At 51.8% G+C, this 18,194-nt stretch carries 20 protein-coding genes; 13 read left to right on the top strand and 7 right to left on the bottom strand.

Annotated features, from left to right (window positions below; translation table 11 throughout):
• Positions 1 to 63: 63 nt before the first annotated feature.
• The 3 genes from ACYVJQ_RS17450 to meaB all read left to right on the top strand — a co-directional run bounded on the left by ACYVJQ_RS17450 (position 64) and on the right by meaB (position 2,782).
• Positions 64 to 255, top strand: coding sequence for a hypothetical protein (locus ACYVJQ_RS17450; RefSeq protein WP_460894394.1), 192 nt, complete (start codon positions 64 to 66; stop codon positions 253 to 255).
• A 322-nt stretch (positions 256 to 577) separates the two neighbouring features.
• Positions 578 to 1,681, top strand: a complete 1,104-nt coding sequence (locus ACYVJQ_RS17445) for a YncE family protein (RefSeq protein WP_460894393.1) — start codon at positions 578 to 580, stop codon at positions 1,679 to 1,681.
• A 114-nt stretch (positions 1,682 to 1,795) separates the two neighbouring features.
• A complete protein-coding gene (meaB, locus tag ACYVJQ_RS17440) occupies positions 1,796 to 2,782 on the top strand; it encodes a methylmalonyl Co-A mutase-associated GTPase MeaB (protein ID WP_460894392.1) in 987 nt (328 codons plus the stop codon).
• 523 nt (positions 2,783 to 3,305) lie between these two features.
• Here the strand turns inward: meaB and xerD are convergent.
• The gene (xerD, locus tag ACYVJQ_RS17435; protein ID WP_460894391.1) at positions 3,306 to 4,205 is read right to left on the bottom strand and encodes a site-specific tyrosine recombinase XerD; all 900 of its coding nucleotides are present in this window, start codon (positions 4,203 to 4,205) and stop codon (positions 3,306 to 3,308) included.
• A gap of 150 nt (positions 4,206 to 4,355) precedes the next feature.
• Here xerD and ACYVJQ_RS17430 point away from each other — a divergent pair, with 150 nt between their 5' ends.
• The 6 genes from ACYVJQ_RS17430 to ACYVJQ_RS17405 all read left to right on the top strand — a co-directional run bounded on the left by ACYVJQ_RS17430 (position 4,356) and on the right by ACYVJQ_RS17405 (position 9,101).
• The gene (locus tag ACYVJQ_RS17430; RefSeq protein WP_460894390.1) at positions 4,356 to 4,814 is read left to right on the top strand and encodes a type II 3-dehydroquinate dehydratase; all 459 of its coding nucleotides are present in this window, start codon (positions 4,356 to 4,358) and stop codon (positions 4,812 to 4,814) included.
• A gap of 160 nt (positions 4,815 to 4,974) precedes the next feature.
• The gene (locus ACYVJQ_RS17425; RefSeq protein WP_460894389.1) at positions 4,975 to 6,036 is read left to right on the top strand and encodes an aminotransferase class V-fold PLP-dependent enzyme; all 1,062 of its coding nucleotides are present in this window, start codon (positions 4,975 to 4,977) and stop codon (positions 6,034 to 6,036) included.
• Between the two features lie 45 nt (positions 6,037 to 6,081).
• Complete coding sequence (locus ACYVJQ_RS17420) at positions 6,082 to 6,654, top strand: MarC family protein (protein WP_460894388.1); 573 nt, start codon at positions 6,082 to 6,084, stop codon at positions 6,652 to 6,654.
• Positions 6,655 to 6,764: 110 nt separating this feature from the next.
• Positions 6,765 to 7,589 carry a carboxypeptidase-like regulatory domain-containing protein gene (locus tag ACYVJQ_RS17415; protein ID WP_460894387.1) on the top strand — a complete coding sequence of 275 codons (825 nt, stop codon included), beginning with the start codon at positions 6,765 to 6,767 and terminating at the stop codon, positions 7,587 to 7,589.
• Between the two features lie 166 nt (positions 7,590 to 7,755).
• Positions 7,756 to 8,208 (top strand): ribonuclease HI, encoded by a 453-nt coding sequence (rnhA, locus tag ACYVJQ_RS17410; RefSeq protein ID WP_460894386.1) that lies wholly within the window; start codon positions 7,756 to 7,758, stop codon positions 8,206 to 8,208.
• 179 nt (positions 8,209 to 8,387) lie between these two features.
• On the top strand, positions 8,388 to 9,101 hold the full coding sequence (locus ACYVJQ_RS17405) for a tRNA1(Val) (adenine(37)-N6)-methyltransferase (RefSeq protein ID WP_460894385.1): 714 nt from the start codon (positions 8,388 to 8,390) through the stop codon (positions 9,099 to 9,101).
• A 130-nt stretch (positions 9,102 to 9,231) separates the two neighbouring features.
• Here ACYVJQ_RS17405 and ACYVJQ_RS17400 read toward each other — a convergent pair whose 3' ends face one another.
• Positions 9,232 to 10,569: a saccharopine dehydrogenase family protein gene (locus ACYVJQ_RS17400; RefSeq protein WP_460894384.1), complete on the bottom strand. Its 1,338-nt coding sequence runs from the start codon at positions 10,567 to 10,569 to the stop codon at positions 9,232 to 9,234.
• 120 nt (positions 10,570 to 10,689) lie between these two features.
• Between ACYVJQ_RS17400 and ACYVJQ_RS17395 the strand changes: the two genes are divergently transcribed.
• Entirely contained in the window at positions 10,690 to 11,175 is a 486-nt protein-coding gene (locus tag ACYVJQ_RS17395) for a cytidine deaminase (RefSeq protein WP_460894383.1), read from the top strand.
• Between the two features lies 1 nt (position 11,176).
• The gene (locus tag ACYVJQ_RS17390; RefSeq protein WP_460894382.1) at positions 11,177 to 11,827 is read left to right on the top strand and encodes an alpha/beta hydrolase; all 651 of its coding nucleotides are present in this window, start codon (positions 11,177 to 11,179) and stop codon (positions 11,825 to 11,827) included.
• A gap of 82 nt (positions 11,828 to 11,909) precedes the next feature.
• On the opposite strand, the gene ACYVJQ_RS17385 is transcribed toward ACYVJQ_RS17390, so the two are convergent.
• From ACYVJQ_RS17385 to ACYVJQ_RS17365, 5 genes are all read right to left on the bottom strand, one after another.
• The gene (locus tag ACYVJQ_RS17385) at positions 11,910 to 12,305 is read right to left on the bottom strand and encodes a VOC family protein (RefSeq protein ID WP_460894381.1); all 396 of its coding nucleotides are present in this window, start codon (positions 12,303 to 12,305) and stop codon (positions 11,910 to 11,912) included.
• A 143-nt stretch (positions 12,306 to 12,448) separates the two neighbouring features.
• A complete protein-coding gene (locus tag ACYVJQ_RS17380) occupies positions 12,449 to 13,201 on the bottom strand; it encodes an SDR family oxidoreductase (RefSeq protein WP_460894380.1) in 753 nt (250 codons plus the stop codon).
• 8 nt (positions 13,202 to 13,209) lie between these two features.
• Positions 13,210 to 13,995: a type IX secretion/gliding motility protein PorT/SprT gene (porT, locus tag ACYVJQ_RS17375; RefSeq protein ID WP_460894379.1), complete on the bottom strand. Its 786-nt coding sequence runs from the start codon at positions 13,993 to 13,995 to the stop codon at positions 13,210 to 13,212.
• Positions 13,944 to 14,666 carry a bifunctional demethylmenaquinone methyltransferase/2-methoxy-6-polyprenyl-1,4-benzoquinol methylase UbiE gene (gene ubiE / locus ACYVJQ_RS17370; protein WP_460894378.1) on the bottom strand — a complete coding sequence of 241 codons (723 nt, stop codon included), beginning with the start codon at positions 14,664 to 14,666 and terminating at the stop codon, positions 13,944 to 13,946. The genes porT and ubiE overlap by 52 nt, the downstream gene beginning before the upstream one ends.
• A gap of 142 nt (positions 14,667 to 14,808) precedes the next feature.
• Positions 14,809 to 16,755: an OmpA family protein gene (locus tag ACYVJQ_RS17365; RefSeq protein ID WP_460894377.1), complete on the bottom strand. Its 1,947-nt coding sequence runs from the start codon at positions 16,753 to 16,755 to the stop codon at positions 14,809 to 14,811.
• A gap of 381 nt (positions 16,756 to 17,136) precedes the next feature.
• On the opposite strand from ACYVJQ_RS17365, the gene yihA reads away from it, so the two are divergent.
• Together yihA and ACYVJQ_RS17355 are read left to right on the top strand one after the other, a co-directional pair.
• Positions 17,137 to 17,751: a ribosome biogenesis GTP-binding protein YihA/YsxC gene (yihA, locus tag ACYVJQ_RS17360; protein WP_460894376.1), complete on the top strand. Its 615-nt coding sequence runs from the start codon at positions 17,137 to 17,139 to the stop codon at positions 17,749 to 17,751.
• Between the two features lie 34 nt (positions 17,752 to 17,785).
• Positions 17,786 to 18,169, top strand: a complete 384-nt coding sequence (locus ACYVJQ_RS17355) for an energy transducer TonB (RefSeq protein WP_460894375.1) — start codon at positions 17,786 to 17,788, stop codon at positions 18,167 to 18,169.
• Positions 18,170 to 18,194 lie beyond the last annotated feature (25 nt).

Raw genomic sequence — 18,194 nt, 5'->3', positions numbered from 1 at the left:
TACTAGTATTTATGAATATAGTTATTATATTCGAATCCCCGCTCCAACCTAACGCTGCCCTTTATGAAACTACGTGTCACCTTAGGCATCACCCTGATGCTCTTTCTTAACTCGGTAACTATCCTCTCAGATAGCAAGGGAACTCCCTTTTTAAGTGAAAAGCCCCTAGCCCAAGGTCCAGCTTACCAGCAAGCTCCCCAACAGGCTAAAGTTTTATGCGCCATCTACAGTAAATCAGTAAAGGAAAAAATCTAAGCTCCCCTGTTTTTCCCTTTGCTTCTTATGGCATTCGTTTGCTTTTCCCTTATCCTGTTTCTTTAGAACAGTTCAGTGATCTTAGTCTGCCAGCCCCTCAGGCAGTTGGAGAGGCCTGTTCTTCCAACAACTTTTTCTTTCTGATGCTATGTCACTTTCCTGGTGGCAGGCGTTTCTCTACTGGGGCACCGCTTGCGGTGTAGACCTAAGAAATTGGCGCAATCTTTGATTTGTGCCTTCTGGTTTACTAGTTGAGAAAGAGATGAAGACGTACGTGCGTTCCTTGTTATTTTTGCCCCTGTGTTTTTTGGCGTTGGGGGCTATGGCCCAGAAAGAAGCCACCAATTGGTACTTCGGCCGGAGAGCGGGCATCTCCTTTGCGCAACCAGAGCCAGCGCCGCTTAAAAACGGAATGCTCTTCAGCGAAGAAGGCAGCGCCGTAATCTCAGACGCCCAAGGCAATCTGCTGTTTTACTCCAATGGCATGCAGGTCTGGAACAAAAACCACCAGGTTATGGCCAACGGCAGCGAGTTGAAAGGCCATGAATCCTCGGTGCAATCTGCGTTGATTCTGCCTAAACCCGGCTCCTCCACTCTCTTCTATTTATTCACCACCGACTTTCAGGGCCAGGACCACGGGCTGCAGTACCACGTGGTAGATATAAGCAAAAACGGCGGCCTGGGCGAAGTAGTCTCCAAGAACAACCTCGTCTTTGCGCCCGTCACCGAAAAGCTTACCGCCGTAAAACACCGCAACGGCCGCGATTTCTGGGTACTTACCCACCGCTGGAACAGCACCGCTTTCTATGCTTACCTCGTCACCGCCAACGGCATTACCTTTACCCCCGTGGAGAGCCGCATTGGCGCCATGCATACCGGGGACAACGGCGCGGCCATTGGGTTCCTGAAAGCCTCTCCGGCCGGCGATAAACTGGCGGTGGCTACCTGGGCCCCTGTGAATAAAATTGAGCTTTTTGACTTTAACAACGCAACCGGGCTGGTGACCAACGTGGTAGATCTGGGCAAGTTTGAAGAGGCCTATGGCGTAGAATTCTCGCCGGACGGCAGCAAACTGTACGGCGGCAAAAACGGCATTGCCGGCGGTGAGGCCCGTATTTTCCAGTTCAACCTGAAGGCCGGCACCCCCGACGCCATCATTCACTCTGGCCTGCAGGTAGCCAAAAGCCTGAGCCGCAAAATTGGCGCCCTGCAACTAGGCCCAGATGGCCGCATTTACGTGGCCCGAAACGGCAGCGGGTACTTAGGAGTAATCAGAAACCCTAACGCGCTGGGCCCCAATTGTGATTACAAAGACAATGGACTGAGCCTGGGCAACCAGAAAAGCGAGTTTGGGCTACCCAACTTCCCGGGCTTCTATTTCCATAACCTCACCCCGCCTACCGGGTACGTGGTACAGCAAAAGTAAAAGTGGTTGATTGTTAATTGCTGATTGTCCTGCCAAGTGCGCAACAATCAGCAATTAACAATCAACAATTAATTAGTACTTTTCGCGTAGTTCGCAGAAAACACCTTCATACACGTGCCTAAACGATTTTCGCCAGATGAATATGCCGCCGGAGTCCTGTCCGGGAACCGGGTATTGCTAAGCCGGGCCATCACCCTGGTGGAAAGTACCCTGCCTTCTGATCAGGTTCTGGCGCACCAAGTCATGGAGAAGATTTTGCCCCACACCGGCAAGTCTGTGCGGGTAGGGATCACGGGCGTGCCCGGCGTGGGCAAAAGCACCTTTATTGAGGCCTTCGGGAATGTATTGGTGGAACAGCACGGCAAGAAATTGGCCGTTCTGGCCATTGACCCCACCAGCCAGCGCACCGGCGGAAGCATCTTAGGCGACAAAACCCGCATGGAAACCTTATCAGTGCACCCTCAGGTGTACATAAGGCCCTCACCGGCGGGCAAGACCCTGGGCGGAGTGGCCCGAAGCACCCGGGAAAGCATCTTGCTCTGTGAAGCCGCCGGTTTTGACGTCATCTTCGTGGAAACCGTGGGCGTGGGTCAGTCTGAGACCGCCGTGCATGAGATGGTGGACTTTTTCCTGCTCCTGATGCTGGCCGGGGCCGGCGATGAACTGCAGGGCATCAAGAAAGGCATCATGGAAATGGCCGATGCCATTGCTATCACCAAGGCAGACGGAGCCAACCTGCATCCCGCCACTAGCGCCCAGGCCGAGTACCAAAGCGCCCTGCACCTCTTCCCATTAGGCGCCTCCACCTGGAGCCCTCGGGTTAGCGTCTGTTCTGCCTATGAGAAATCTGGATTAGCCGCTATCTGGAAAACCATTCAGGACTACGTGCAACTCACACAAGACAATGGGTATTTTAATCGCCGGAGGCAGGACCAGAACCTGCATTGGCTCAAACACAGCATCAGGCAGAGCCTGGAAGAACGATTCTACCAGAATCCTGCTATACAAGCAAAGTGGGAACAAGTAGCCCAGCAGGTAACCACCGGCCAGAAATCTCCCTTCGCGGCCGCGGAAGAACTCTTGAACTCCGCCCATTCTTAGAGTCTCTGTTTTGAGCCCGTTTTTGTAAAAACAGGCTTAAAACGCGGTAGCAATAAATAAATGCAAAAGCCGCCTCTTCACCGCAGACTCCCCCCTCGAGGGGGGCAAGGGGGGTGTTTACACCAGCGAACCTTTCCTAGTTCAAGTTTCCAACTTGGACCCAACATTCGGGAAGTTTCCAACTTCCCTGAGGCCCTGGCCTCACCCTATGCATTTCGTCCCCTTTGAAGGGGGTAGGAGGATGATTACCCGTGCAGAGGTACCACCCAGCGTGATTTATCTCAGAAATTGTTTTTAAGGCTGTCGCCTCACTGAAGTTGAAAACTTCAGTCTAAAGTAGGTCCAAGTTGAAAACTTGAACCAGAAGATGAGAGAAGATGAATTCCGGTTAGGAGCTATCAGCAGAAGTGCGTCATCCCCCTACCCCCTTCAAAGGGGGACGAAAAAGAGGTTCCTCACCAAGTGCTCATAACTAGCTCAGGTCTGCGCCAAAACAATGAACAATCAGCAATCAACAATCTTACTAACTCCTCGGGTGGAACTCCTGCATGACCTGCTTCAGGTAGTCCCGGTCCAGGTGGGTGTAGATTTCGGTGGTGGTGATGGACTCGTGGCCCAGCATTTCCTGTACGGCCCGTAGATCGGCGCCGCCCTCAATGAGGTGCGTGGCAAAGGAGTGCCTAAATGTGTGCGGGCTGATGCTTTTCTCCAGGCCGGTCTTAGCGGCCAGGTCTTTGATGATGCTGAACACCATAACCCGGGTTAGACTGGTGCCGCGGCGGTTCAGGAACACAAAATCCTCGTGCCCTTTCTTGATGGTTTGGTGCCGACGAACGCCGTCCATGTAGAGTTTAATGTACTTGAGGGCATCGCGGCCAATGGGCACCAGGCGTTCTTTGTTGCCCTTGCCGGTGATGCGCAGGAAGCCCAGGTCCTCATACAGGTTGCTTATTTTGAGTTCTATCAGTTCGGTGACCCGTAGGCCAGAGCTATAGAGAGTCTCTAGCATGGCTTTGTTACGGGTGCCTTCGGGGGTGCTCACGTCTATGGCATCAAAGAGGCTGACAATCTCATGGTAGCTGAGCGTGTCTGGCAGTTTGCGCTTGAGTTTGGGGCTTTCAATGGTCTCGGTGGGGTCTGCGTTGAGCAGGTCTTCCATGATCAGGAACTTGTAGAACGCCCGTATACCCGAGATGGTGCGGGCCTGGGTATGCGGGGTCATGCCCAAGGTATTGATCCACTCCAGAAACCCCTGCAGGTGCGTGGGTTCTACCGCCAGCGGCCCTACAGTTTGCTGGGTGACCTCAAAATACTGCACCAGTTTGCGCACATCGCGCAGATAGGCCTCAACCGAGTGGCCGGACAAGGATTTCTCCAGTTGGAGATAACCTTGGAATTGGGAAAGACTGACAGACCAGTTCATGGGGGGAAGGAAAAAGAACTACAGAAAGGGCCTTTTGCCGGCACGCTTAGAAAAGGCTTGCCGGCTAGCCACCCAAAGGTAGTTATTCCGTACCTTTGGACATGACGCCAGCCTACTTTTTTTGGGTATTGGTAAAATTCTGACAGAACTATGAAAATACTGATCCTGAACGGCCCCAACCTTAATCTATTAGGCCGCCGTGAGAAATCCATCTACGGGTCGCGCTCTTTTGAGGACTACCTGGAGAAAGACCTTATTCCTGCTTTCCCAGATATGGAGTTGGAGTATTTCCAGTCTAACATTGAGGGCGCCCTTATTGACAAGCTGCACGAGGTGGGGTTTCATTACCAAGGCATCGTCTTTAACGCCGGGGCCTACACGCATTCCTCGCTGGCCCTGGCAGATGCTATTGCTGCCATTGAAACCCCGGTGGTGGAGGTGCATATCTCCAATGTGTTCGCCCGGGAGGCCAACCGGCACGTCACTTTTATTGGCGGACGGGCCGTAGGAAGCATCAGTGGGTTTGGGTTGGAAAGTTATCGACTTGCCCTGCAGCACTTTGAGCGCCAGAAACCAAACAAGGTGGGCTTTACTTACACCAAAGCGTAACCTAGCGGCGTTTTTCACGTGTTGCACAGTTCGGCGTGTTTTCCGTTTCCAATTTCCGTTTTAGGCCTGTTTTCAGGAAAACACCTCTAAAACAACCCTGCCCCAACGCTTATGTGCCGCTGCCCTTACCCAAAACGTTCACTACCAAACCCTCTTGTCCATGCTTAACTTTTATCCGGGTCCCTCCCAAGTCTACCCCGAGGTTCGTGATTACTTAACCATGGCCTATGATGAGGGAATGCTCAGTATTCCGCACCGCGGCGAGCGTTTTGTGCAGATGATGCGGGAGTTGGTAGGGCTGCTGCGCACCAAACTCAACATTCCCCAGGACTACTATATTTTCTTTACCTCTTCGGCCACCGAGTGCTGGGAGATTATTGCCCAGAACCTCACGCCCAACAAAAGCCTGCATTTGTACAATGGGGCCTTCGGGGAGAAATGGTGCGAGTATGCCAAGCGCCTGCGCCCCGATTCCTATGGCCAGGCCTTTGGGCTAGACGAGGTGCTGGACGCACCCAACCTGCCCGTGGAGGATGACACCGATGTAATCTGCGTGACCCAAACCGAGACCTCTAACGGCACCCAGGTGGGCATGAACACGCTACTTAAGCTCCAGAACCAGTTCAAAGATCCATTGCTGGCCGTAGACGCCACCTCTAGCATGGCCGGGCTCAACCTCAAGTTCATTAGGGCAGATATCTGGTTTGCCTCGGTACAGAAATGCTTCGGGCTACCGGCCGGGTTGTCAGTGTTGGTGTGTTCCCCGCGTACCATTCAGCGGGCCAAGGCGCTCAATGACCGGCGGCATTACAACAGCCTGGTGTTCCAGTACGAGAAAATGCTCAATTACCAGACGGCCTATACGCCTAATGTACTCAACCTGTACCTACTCAAGAAGGTGCTGGAGGCGCGGGTGCTCATTAAAAATGTAGACCAGCACCTGGTGCAGCGCGCTCAGGACCTGTACGCGTTTCTGGAGGAGGAACCGCAGATGCAGTTACTGGTAGAGAACCCCGAGGTGCGCTCCCACACGGTGCTGGCCGTGAAGGGGCAAGATAAATGGGTACAGGAGGTGAAGCGTCAGGCCGCCGGCCGAAGCATTACCTTGGGTAACGGCTACGGCCCCTGGGCCAAGAACACGTTCAGGATCGCCAACTTCCCGGCTATCGTGGATTCTGAATATGACGTGCTCCGGAATTTTATTTCCACACATTATCACTAATTTCGCGTCTTGAACGGTTCCCATGCCGCCTAGACCTGCGCCCCTATGTTTGAATTCAGCTTTAAAGAGATTGTTTCTGTTAGCCTTATCCTGTTTGCCATCATTGATATTTTAGGTTCTATTCCTATCATCATTCAGTTGCGGCAGCGCGAAGGCGTGATACAATCTGAGAAAGCTACCCTAGTGGCCGGCGTATTAATGATCGTGTTCCTGTTTGTGGGAGACGGTATCTTAAAACTCTTCGGGATTGATTTTGCCTCTTTTGCCATTGCCGGGGCCATTATTATCTTTCTCATGGGCATGGAGATGGTGCTGGGTATTCACCTATTCCACTCTAACCCCGAAGTAAAAACCGGTTCCATTGTTCCCCTGGCCTTCCCCCTGATTGTGGGCGCCGGCACCATGACCACCCTCCTTTCCCTGCGCTCTGCCTACGCCTTGCCTAACGTACTGGTGGGCATCTTGCTTAACCTCTTGTTTGTGTACCTGGTACTCAAGAGCTCTAACTGGCTGGAACGCAAACTAGGCCAGAACGGCACCGAAGTACTGCGCAAGGTGTTTGGCGTGATTCTGCTGGCTATTGCCATTAAGCTATTTAAAACAAACGTGACGTTCTAACCCGTTTTAAGCCCGTTTTGGCTAAAACAGGTCTAAAACAGCCTTTATCTTTATTGGAGGCGCAGGCAACCTTTGTCTACTTTTGCGCATCTTGCAGCAAACCCTATTCCATGAAAAACCTGCTGCTTGCCCTGTTGTTGCTCGTTTCTATAAGTACCCAGGCCCAGCGCTTCCAGGGTAAAATTGTAGACCAGAAAAACGCACCGCTGCCTTACGTGAACATTGGCGTGGTGGGCAAGAACGTAGGCACGGTTTCTTCCGCCAACGGCGAATTCTCTCTGCTCCTGCCTGATTCCCTGAACGCCCAGACCTTGCTTATTTCCGCCATTGGCTATGCTCCCTCAAAATTCATAGTAAGCGAATTCAAGCAAAAACATGCCGGCCAAGCCGCAATCATTCACTTAAAGGAGCAGGCGGTGGCCCTCCAGGAAGTGGTGGTTCGTCCCCGCAAAACGGTCACCAAAGTGGTAGGCAACACCACCACCTCAAAATCAATCATGGCGGGGTTCAAGAGTAACAGCCTGGGTGCGGAAGTAGGCATTGCCCTGAAAATCAAGAAGCCCTCTTTCCTGGAGAAAGTCACCTTCAACATTGCCGGCAACCAGTATGACACCCTTTTTCTCAGGATAAACGTGTATAAAATGACGGAAAGCGGGCCCGCTAAAAACCTCCTCCGGGAGCCCATTTACCTAAACGTAGCCAAAAAAGACATAGGCGATGGTGTTACCCTTGACTTGAGCAACCGCCATATTTACCTGGAATCTGACGTATTGCTTTCCCTGGAACTGGTGCGCGACCTGGGGCACGGAGGCTTATCCTTTAGTGGAGGTTTCCTTAACCGGGACTGCTATTTCAGGCAAACCAGCCAAAGCACCTGGGAAAAGATTCCGGTTGTGGGGCTGGGCTTTAACGCCACCATCAGCCAGGAGAAGTAAGATCCAAACAAACTGTCTTTCTCCGTTTTAGGCCTGTTTTTCTGAAAACGGGCCCAAAACGCCTTTTTTGATAGGCCGCCGGAAGCTCCACTAAAATAATCTTTTGCCCAAGCACCAGTCCTAGCCCGGCAATAGGTAATTTTGCAGCAGACTAACCCTACCCATTTTGATAGAGATTTTTACCGATGGCGCGTCGCGCGGGAACCCCGGCCCTGGCGGCTACGGTGCTATTTTACGCTACGGCCGGCACGTGAAGGAATTGAGCGCTGGTTTTAAGAAAACTACCAACAACCGCATGGAACTGCTGGCCGTGATTGTGGCCCTGGAAGCCATCACCAAACCCGGCATACCCGTCACCGTTTATTCAGATTCCAAGTACGTGGTAGACGCCGTAGACAAGAAATGGGTGTTTGGCTGGGAAAAGAAAGGCTTCACCGGCAAAGCCAACCCCGACCTCTGGCAACGCTTCCTGAAGATTTACCGCCAGCACCAGGTGCGCTTTGTCTGGGTACGCGGCCACGCCGGCCACCCAGAGAACGAACGCTGCGACGAACTAGCCGTCGCCGCCGCCCTCCAACCCAACCTTCCGCCAGACAAAGGGTTTGAAGCAAGTAACTAATGTGCTAATGAGTTAATGTGCTAATGTGCTAGTTGATTCATTTCAATAATGGATGAATTCAGAAATTGACTTTAGCCTCATTAAATCCCTCATGTTTTCACAAATTAAGTAAGTGTTCATAGTAACCCATCTTCACTAACTAGCACATCAGCCCATTTTCTAATTAGCACATTAACCAAGTGGCCAACGACTATTTCCAGTTTAAGCAGTTTCTGATCAGGCAAGACCGGTGCGCCATGAAGGTGTGCACAGACTCCTGCGTGCTGGGAGCCTATGCCCAGGTAAGCGGGGCCATGCGCATTCTGGATATTGGGGCAGGCACGGGTCTGTTGAGTCTGATGGTGGCGCAACGGGCCCCAGGTGCCGTCATTGACGCTGTGGAAATAGACCCAGACGCGGCGGCCCAGGCCGAAGAAAATATTTCCCAAAGCCCTTGGGCTGACCGGGTGCGGCTGTTCCCGGTAAGTCTGCAGCAGTTTGCCCAGACTTCGCCCGAGCCCTATGATGTTATTCTAAGCAACCCGCCGTTTTTCCAGGCCTCGTTGAAATCACCGGATGCCGCCAAGAACAAAGCCAAGCACACTGAAGCCTTATCTTTTACTGAAATCACGGCCTTCGCCACGCAGTTTCTGGCACCCACCGGTAAAATGCATATTCTGCTGCCCCCGCATGAGGCCCGGGTCTTTGAGCGTGAGGCCCAGGCGGCTGGCTTCCAGACGGAAAAAATCCTTTGGCTGGAGGCCACACCCGGCGGAAAACTATTGCGGGGCATCTTCACGTATTCGCGGGAAGCTGCTGTTGTAACGGAGGAGACCCTGGCCGTGCGGGAAAAAGACCATCAGTACACCAACGCCTTCCAGAATCTGTTGCAAGCGTATTACCTTATTTTCTGAGGGAGCGTTTTAGGCCTGTTTTCCTGAAAACGTGCTCAAAACACCACGTAAGTCCCTAAGGCACTCTCAATGCTAAAAGGGGCTTGGGAAGAAGCTGAAAACTACCCTCCCTTTTGCCTAAAACCTGCTTTTAGAACCCTGTTTTTTCTGAGAAGTTGACGCCGTACTGCTCCAGTTCCGCCAGGATTGGCTCGTAGATTTCTGGCTGCAGCGGTACCACTACCCCGGTTACGTTCAGTTTGCCCTGCAGGAGCAGCCGGGCGGCAATGCCAACGGGCAGACCCACGGTTTTGGCCATGGCAGTATGCACCTCGTCTTCACCCAGCACCACCAGAGAGGAGGAGAGTTGCCGGCGTTGGCCCGTTAGCTCGTACTCAAACAGGTGCAGCATCACAATCATATCTTTATCGCCGGGGTTCAGTTGCCATTTCTGGGTCAACAGCTTTTCCAGGACCTGGGCGGGGGTAGCCTGCGCCATAGCGATGGGCAGGTCACTAAACAAGCCGGCCCATTCCACCAGATCCAGTTCCGGCGCATCAGAAGCAAGCCCCACGTAGCGGGCCACCCGGTCCCGAAGGTCACTTCCCTCCTGCCCATCCTTGGGCAGGAAGCTTTCCACCAGTTGCCCGTACGTCATTCCCTCCGTCATTTCCAGAGGATAAGAATCGTCGGTTAGTCCCAATTGCACCAATACGTCCCAAGCCTGGCAATAGCCGGGCCTACGAAGGGTGCCGCGCAACATGGTGGGAATGTCCTCCAGGCCATAAGGAGCGCGGTACGCCAGGGAGTTCCGGTTGGCATAGCCGTCAAAGGCGCCAAACCCGTCAATCAGGAAAGTCTCGGTGCGCCGGAACAGGTGCGGGTAGGGAATGTATTTGTAGGTGCCTTCCTCTATGTACTTGGCTGTGCCTTGCCCGGCTAGCACCACGTTGCGGGGGTTCCAGGTGAATTTGTAGTGCCAAGGGTTATTGTCAGACTCTGGGGCCATGAGGCCACCCGTAAAGCTCTTGAAGGAGGTAATTCTACCGCCCTGGGCCTGAATGTCATGGATGATCTTCATGGCCGACATATGGTCAATACCGGGGTCAAGGCCGCACTCCATAAGAAAGGTAAGGCCTTTGGCCTGGGCTTGGGCGTGCAGGCTACTGATTTCTTCGGGCACATATGAGGCCGTAACCAGGTGTTTGCCCATGGCCAGGCAACTCTGCGCCACCAGGGGGTGGAAAATGGCAGGTAACAGGGAAATGACTACGTCGGCCTGGGCCACCTCCGCCTCGCGCTGCGCCTCATCCAGCACATCTATCGCAAAGGTCCGGACTGCGGCGTGCTGCTGAACCGCCAAAGGCAGGTGCGCTACTGAAACATCGCCAATGGCTACTTGCCACCCTTCGGGGCCGGCATGGTGCAACAGGTAGTCAATAAGCACGGAAGCAGAGCGGCCAGCGCCCAGGAGGAGGATCTTTTTCATAGGAGGGAAGGTATTTGCGGTAAAATGGGTATTTTCTCCCGGACAGGCAACCACTTCTTGCATTTTCGGGCTAACTTATTAACTTTGGCTCCCGTACGTGCTCGTGCGGTTACCGCATATATGATAGAACAAGTACAACTCAACATCACCTACGAGGTGGTGTCTTCCCCGGAAGAATTGACCGATCAGGAACGGCAGGTATTCTACCTGGCCCAGAAAGCCACCAACAACGCTTACGCACCCTACTCCAACTATCTGGTTGGGGCTGCCCTGCGCCTGTCAGACGGCAGCCTGCACCAAGGCACCAACCAGGAGAACGCCGCTTACCCCTCAGGGCTCTGCGCCGAGCGTACCCTTTTGTTTGGCGTGGGCTCCAACTACCCAGATGAAACCATAGAGGTGATGGCCGTGACCGTACGCCGCCGCCACGAAGAACATTTCCTGAAGGCCTGTTCCTGCGGGGCCTGCCGCCAGGTCATGGCTGAGTACCAGAACCGCCAGAACGCGCCTATCCGCCTCATCATGCAAGGAGACAACGGGCAGGTGATCCGCCTGAAGAGCGTGGAGGACCTCCTGCCCTTTATGTTCACGAAAGACCAGCTCTAGCGTGCCCGCCCTTCACCGGACGATTTCTGTACCCCGCACGGCGCATCTTCATCAGTTGGGCACCCTCTCCCCTGACACCAGGCATCTCTGGATTGCGTGCCACGGGTATGGGCAACTGGCCCGGTATTTTATAAGGCATTTTGAAGCGGTAGCAGACACAGAGACGGTGGTCATTGCCCCAGAGGGGCTGTCCAGGTTTTATCTGAACGGTTTCTCAGGCCGCGTGGGTGCCACCTGGATGACCAAGGAGGAACGCCTGTCTGAGATTGAGGACTACATCGCTTACCTGAACCTGGTACGCCAAACGGCCCTGGAAGAAGCCCCGCGGGCTATCTTGCATGTTTTAGGCTTCTCACAAGGAGCGGCCACAGTTTGCCGGTGGCTGGCGCAGGCGCAATGGCCCGTGACCGAACTGGTTCTGTGGGCCGGCGTCTTCCCAGAGGATATGGAGCTGGCCACGGTTGAACCTACCCTGGCCCACACCCGCCTCACCTACGTGTATGGCCTTCAGGATGAGATGGTGACTAATGACCGCATGGAAGAGCAATTGGCTAAAATCGCAAAGGCAGGGCTTCACCCCAAGGTTATTTCTTTCCAGGGCAAGCATGAATTGAATACCGGGGTGCTCCAGCAATTGAAAGCCGAGTGGTAGTCATCCTGTACTGATGGGCTTGGACAAAACTTCCTATTTCATGTTTTAAGCCCGTTTTCTTAAAAACAGGCTCAAAACAGCATTACACTCTCTCCCAGATGCCCGGCACCACAATCTCCAGCAGATGTTGGTCCGGGTCCCGGAAGTAGCAGGACTTTCGGCCGTGCGGCCAGGTCTGCTCATGTTCCAGGGCTACTCCGGCCTTATTAAGCTTTTCTTTCCAGGATTCATACTCGGGTAGTTGGCATTCAAAAGCCACGTGCAGTTGGCCCTGCCCAAAATGCGCCGGCAGGTCTTTGCTCTGGCGGGTTTTCTGGGCGTTAAAACAGAGCAAAACAGACCTCCCAACCCTGAAAAACACATGCCTTCCGGCCACCTGGCCGATGACCGGCAATCCTAATACCGAAATATAGAAAGCAGTGGTGCGTTCCAGGTCCTGCACGTACAGACAGGTTTCTTTGATCTGGGTAAAGGTCATAGGGCACGGCTCTTTTTGTCTTCCAACGCAGACGGCCCTAACAAGGATATTCTGTTTTAAGCCTGTTTTTCTGAAAACGGCCCTAAAACAGAAACGCCCCACTAGTCATAGAACCAGTGAGGCGTTTCTGTTTTATGTATTGTCTACTGCTTGTTCACTACCGTGGCAGAGGCCTGCGCGGAAGGCAGGATCAGCACTTCGGCTATGTTCACGTGTTTGGGCCTGGTTACCATGAAAACAATCACGTCAGCTATGTCTTCGGCCTGGAGGGGCTCAAAACCTTTGTACACGTTGGCGGCGCGCTCTTTGTCGCCTTTAAAGCGTACTTCAGAGAACTCGGTCTGGACCAGGCCCGGTTTTACTTCTGACACTTTCACGCCTTCATGCACCAAGTCTATCCGCATGGCCTTAGAAAGGGCGTCCACCGCAAATTTGCTGGCACAATACACATTTCCGTTGGCGTAGGCCTCTTTGCCAGCAATAGAGCCAATGTTGATGATGTGCCCAGATTTGCGTTCCACCATAACGGGTAACACTTCCTTGGTCACGTAGAGCAAGCCCTTCACGTTAATGTCTATCATGGCGTCCCAATCGTCTACGTCACCGCTCTGGATGGGAGACAGGCCGTGGGCATTGCCGGCATTATTCACCAGCACGTCAATGGCCCGCCACTCCTGGGGCAAGCTGGCAAGTGCCTGGCGCACCACCTCGCGATCCCGCACGTCAAACAAAAGTGGGTAAACTGAATCAGGGCCAATTTCCTGGGCCAGTTCCTGCAGTTTCTCCTGGCGGCGGCCCGTAATAATGACTTTGTAGCCGTTTTGGGCCAGTTGAACGGCCGTTGCTCTTCCTATGCCGGAGGAAGCACCCGTAACCAAGGCAATTTTCTGGGCCATGTGATTGGTTATTCGAAGTTTAGGTAAAGGGTGATGGTATTGGTGTTCAGTTTCTGGAGGGTGTTGTTGTACACCGTGTTATAAGGTTCCCGGATATCACTTAGCCCCCGGGAATACCGTAGCTCAGGCGAGAACTTGAAAAACGGGTAGAACATATCCAGCCCCACACCACATTCTAAGGAAATATCAAAAGGCTTGATCTGCAATACTTCTGAGTTTCCTTTCTTGGGACCGCCCACAACATAGGTTGGTTTTATACCGCCAATGAAATACATCTGGGTATTTCTTCGGCGTTTAGACTCATATTTCACCAGCAAGGGCAGCTCTCCGGAGAAGGTATTGACCTCCTGCAGCTTCATGCCGTTCTCTGAGCCCTCAAAATTGCCAACATACTCAATGGCCCGGCTGTGGTACCCCACCCCTGGTTGGGCGCGCAGCACCACATCTTGAGAGAGACGGTACGTGGTGATAAAGTTCACGTTGAACCCAATCCCGGCTTTTTCATTGACAGAAGAAAGATCATACACCAAACTGGGGTTAGCAGGATCATTTACAAAAGTAGGGTCTATGCTGTTAATGTAGGCTTGCGAATGCTCCAGCGTATACCAGGAACTGTTCAACCCCAGGGAGAAGCCCCACCTGAGTTTCTTGTATTCATAGCCTGGTAAGTTCTCGCCACTGAGTTTGCCCTGCGCCAGAGCCTGCTGGCCCAGCATAGATAAAACCAGAAATAGAAAAGGGGTTATTTTGTGCCTATGTAAATAGAGCTGATGCCGAAGGTAAGTGAGTGCCATTCTGTGTTTTTAAATCCTATTTTCCGGAAGATAGCGATGAAGTCTTTGCCGTCTGGGAACGCCTGCACTGATTCAGGCAGGTACGTATACGCAGCATTGTCTTTAGAGATTAGCTTCCCGAAAACGGGCAGGATATTCTTGAAATAAAAGTTATAGCCTTGTTTCATGGGGAACCGCTGCGGCTTGGAGAACTCCAGGATTACGGCCATGCCGCCCGGTTTCAAGACCCGGTACATCTCAGCCAGGCCTTTCTCCAGGTTCTCAAAGTTACGCACCCCAAACGCCACCGTAATAGCGTCAAAATGATTGTCTGGGTATTGGATGTTCTCAGAGTCACCCAGGTAGAGCTGCACCAGATGGTCCAGGCCGCGCTTGGCTATTTTCTCCCGGCCCACCTGCAACATTCCCTCAGAGATATCAATGCCTATCACCTGCTTGGGGTTAAGGCTAAGCGTCTCCAGGGCGAAGTCTCCGGTACCGGTGGCAATGTCCAGAATTATCTGGGGCTTGGTGCGGGCCAACAGCCTCACCGCTTTCTTGCGCCAAAGAATATCAATCCCTGCACTTAAGAAATGGTTGAGAAAGTCATAGCGCTTGGCAATGCTGTTGAACATTTGCGCCACCTGGGTTTTCTTTCCGCTTTCCTGGTCTTTATATGGAACTACTGACATGTACTTGTCTCTGTATTGAAAAGCAAAGCTACTATGGTTTAACTAGAAATCCTTCATTATGTTGTATGCCACCCCCATAGAAAAACAGCGCCCCGGCCAAATAGACCGGGGCGCTGCAGTTTACTTATTTTAAAGGAGATTCTTATTGCTCGTCTCCGGTTTTGATCACATTGAACTCAGTGCGGCGGTTAAGCTGCATGTTCTCAGGAGAATCGTTCGGGGCAGCCGGACGACGCTCGCCGTAGCTTACGGTGATCATGCGGTTGCTGGAGATACCTTGTTTCAACAGGTAGTTGTAAGCAGCCATGGCACGGTTCTCACCAAGCGTGATGTTATAGGCATCTGAGGCACGAGAGTCACAGTGACCGTCAATGGAGATACGCAGCGAAGGATTGGCCTTCATTACTTTGGCAACATTGTCCAGTTCAGAGATAGACTCAGGGCGCAGGTTGTACTTGTCTGTGTCATAGTAGATGCGTTTGAAGGCAAAAGCGCCTACTCCTACCGCTGAAGTATCTTCAAAGGCAATGTAGAAGTCTTTCTCTACCACGGTGGTGTCATTCAAAGACAAAGGCACTTCAAATTGCTCTGTAGTGATGGCTTTGCCGTCTTTAGAAAGAGCTACCTGGTAAGGACGGGCAGAAAGCACAGTTACCTGGTAGTTTCCAGAGTCTGGCTTAGTCACGTCACGGTACTCAAGCGGCGTGTTATTAGCTGTTTTACCGGTAAATACCAGTTCTACGCCAGGGATGATGGTTGAGTCACGCAGGCTGTATACATGGCCACGGATAATGGCGTTGCGGATGTAGTTAATGGTGTAGATGTCTTTTTCACCGTAACCACCCATGCGGTAAGATGAAAGGTACGCGTAAGAGCCATCTGGGCTTAAACGATAGTACGTATCATCATCTGGCGTGTTTACTGGGTAACCCATGTTCTCAGGTCTGCTCCAGCGGCGGGCTACAGTGTCAAACTCAATCTTGAAGATGTCATAGCCACCCATGGTGTTATGACCACGTGAGCTGAAATACATGGTTCTGCCGTCGGCGGTAAAGTAAGGGCTATCCTCATCATAGGCAGTGTTCACCCCGTTCCCGAAGTTCTTGGCAACACCCCAGTCACCGTTTGGCTGGCGCTCTGAAAAATAGATATCCAGGTCACCATTCTCAGAATACTGGTTGGTGGAGAAGAAGATGGTGCTTCCGTCTTTGGTTACGAAGGCATCGCTTTCAAATCCTTTGGTGTTGATGTTCTTGCCCAACTTCTGAGGAGTTCCCCACTCGCCGCCTTCCGCACGGGTAGAAACAAAGATATCTCCGTTCTCATCCTGGCGGTACATCAGCAATTTGCTGTCATTGTCAAATAACTGGATAGAGGCATCGTGGCCGGTACCGTTCAAGCGGCTACCCAAAGATTTAGGGGATTCCCAAGAATCTGGTCCTAAACGGCGGGTCTCAAAAATATCTTCGTAGTACTCACCGTCAGCAGCTTCTTTTCCACCGGTTACGGCAGCGCTACGGGAAGTGAACAACAGGTAGTTATCGTCAGAGGAAATAACGGGGCTGTGCTCAGAGTAAGGAGTATTCACCGTTGGCCCTAAGTTTTTCACGAAGAAATCTCTGGGGTTAGCCACTTCTCTTTTGGCGTTACGGGCGTGTTGCAGAAGCAGAGCGGCCTGCTCTTTGCCTTCATCGTCGCGTTTGCCTAAGGTTGCCTGGTAAGCAGTGGCGTTTTTGATGGCGTTGTCAAACTCGTAGTTCACCAGATCCACTCTACCTAACCAGTAAAGCACATCATCACCCACTTTTGGCTTAAGTTTATAGGCTTTGTAGATGTATTCGCTTGCTTTTTCTTTATCAAAGGCAATTAAGCTGATACCTGCACGGTACAGAGCCTTGGCATTGTCCGGCTCACGCTCCAATGCTTTCTCATAGAAGGGGAGAGCGGCCCGGAAGTTCGCCTGGTTAAACATCTTATCCCCGCTCCTGATAAGCTTACGCGTACTCTGGGCCATGGCCCCATAAGCCATGAGAAACAGCGTAAGAAAGAGAAAGGACGTTCTTAACAACCGCTTGTCTAAGTGATTCATAGTGTAAAAGGTTTAGGTATAGTGCTTCTAAATTGGCGCAAAATCTTACAATGGTTCCCCCTGGAAGTACCCCATGAGGCACCCCCTTTTATGGCCGAAGACATAAAAGAGAAGTACAATAATATTTAAAAATTGTCAGATAATTAATCCAAAGAAAGAAATAATTAAACTTAAATATTGGCAAAGTGCTTTTATTACAAAATATGGCCGTTTTCTATATAGGCAAGATAGATACTCTCGCCGCCATACGATACTCTCAAATTGCCCAAATGGTTACCAAAACGCATAGAATATTGTATAATAAGTTACCTGCGCCAGTCGCAGAAAATGGTATGTTTTTATTTTGATACCTTTGCAGTCTTATCTAGTAGTCAAAATACCATGGTCATTAAAGAAGCAAAGTTTGTCACCAGTAATACCCGCGCTGACTTATGCCCGCAGACAGACCTGCCGGAGTACGCTTTCATAGGGCGTTCAAATGTAGGAAAGTCTTCCTTAATTAACACACTTACCAATAGACTGAAACTGGCAAAGACCTCTTCTTTTCCAGGAAAGACACAGTTAATCAACCATTTTCTCATCAATGATGACTGGTACCTGGTAGATTTACCAGGCTACGGCTGGGCCAAAGTAAGCAAAGACTCACGGGAAACCTGGCGCAAGATGATCAATTTCTACCTGCGTAACAGGCCTAACCTGGCCTGCGTGTTTGTCTTGATTGACTCCCGCTTGCCCCCGCAGAAGCCAGATCTTGAATTTATGGAGCAATTGGGAACCATGGGAGTGCCTTTTGTGCTTATCTTCACAAAGATTGACAAACAGTCAAAGATCAAGACGGAGGCCAACATTGCCCTTTTTATGAAGACATTAAAGGAAACATGGGAGGAGCCACCTATGTATATGACCAGTTCCTCTTCTACCAAGGAGGGGCGCGAGGAAATCCTTAACTTCATAAGTGACGTAAACCGCCGGTACAATGAAGAACGCCAAGCGTGATAAGCCATTTTCCCAGTTTATTTATTCCATAAAAATGAAAGTAAGAAACACACTAGTAGTTGCCTTTTTTGTTTTCTTTGCCGCCGGAGCCTTTGCTTTTCCTGGCGCCGCGCCCGCTACGTATGTTCAGACTGGTAAACTGCCGGTAGCTGAGCACTATCCCGGAGGGCAGGATTCTTTGGTGGCGCACCTGCAGCGCAGTATCCAGTACCCGGCCCTGGCCAAGCGTAACCGCACCATGGGTACCTGTATTGTGGGCTTCACCCTTACCAATGAAGGGGCTATCACTAACGTGAAGATCCTGAAGGAAGTAGGCGGTGGTCTGGGCCAGGAAGCAGTACGGGTAGTGAAACTCCTTAAATTTAATGCTCCCGGTTACAGCCAGCAATACAGTGTTCCGGTAAACTTCAAACTCTAAATTCACCTCATAACCCAAATTTCCC

It is taken from the genome of Rufibacter soli (assembly GCF_054781795.1).
The sequence above is the reverse complement of the archived record's forward strand: the minus strand, read 5'-3'. Positions and strand labels throughout refer to the sequence as shown.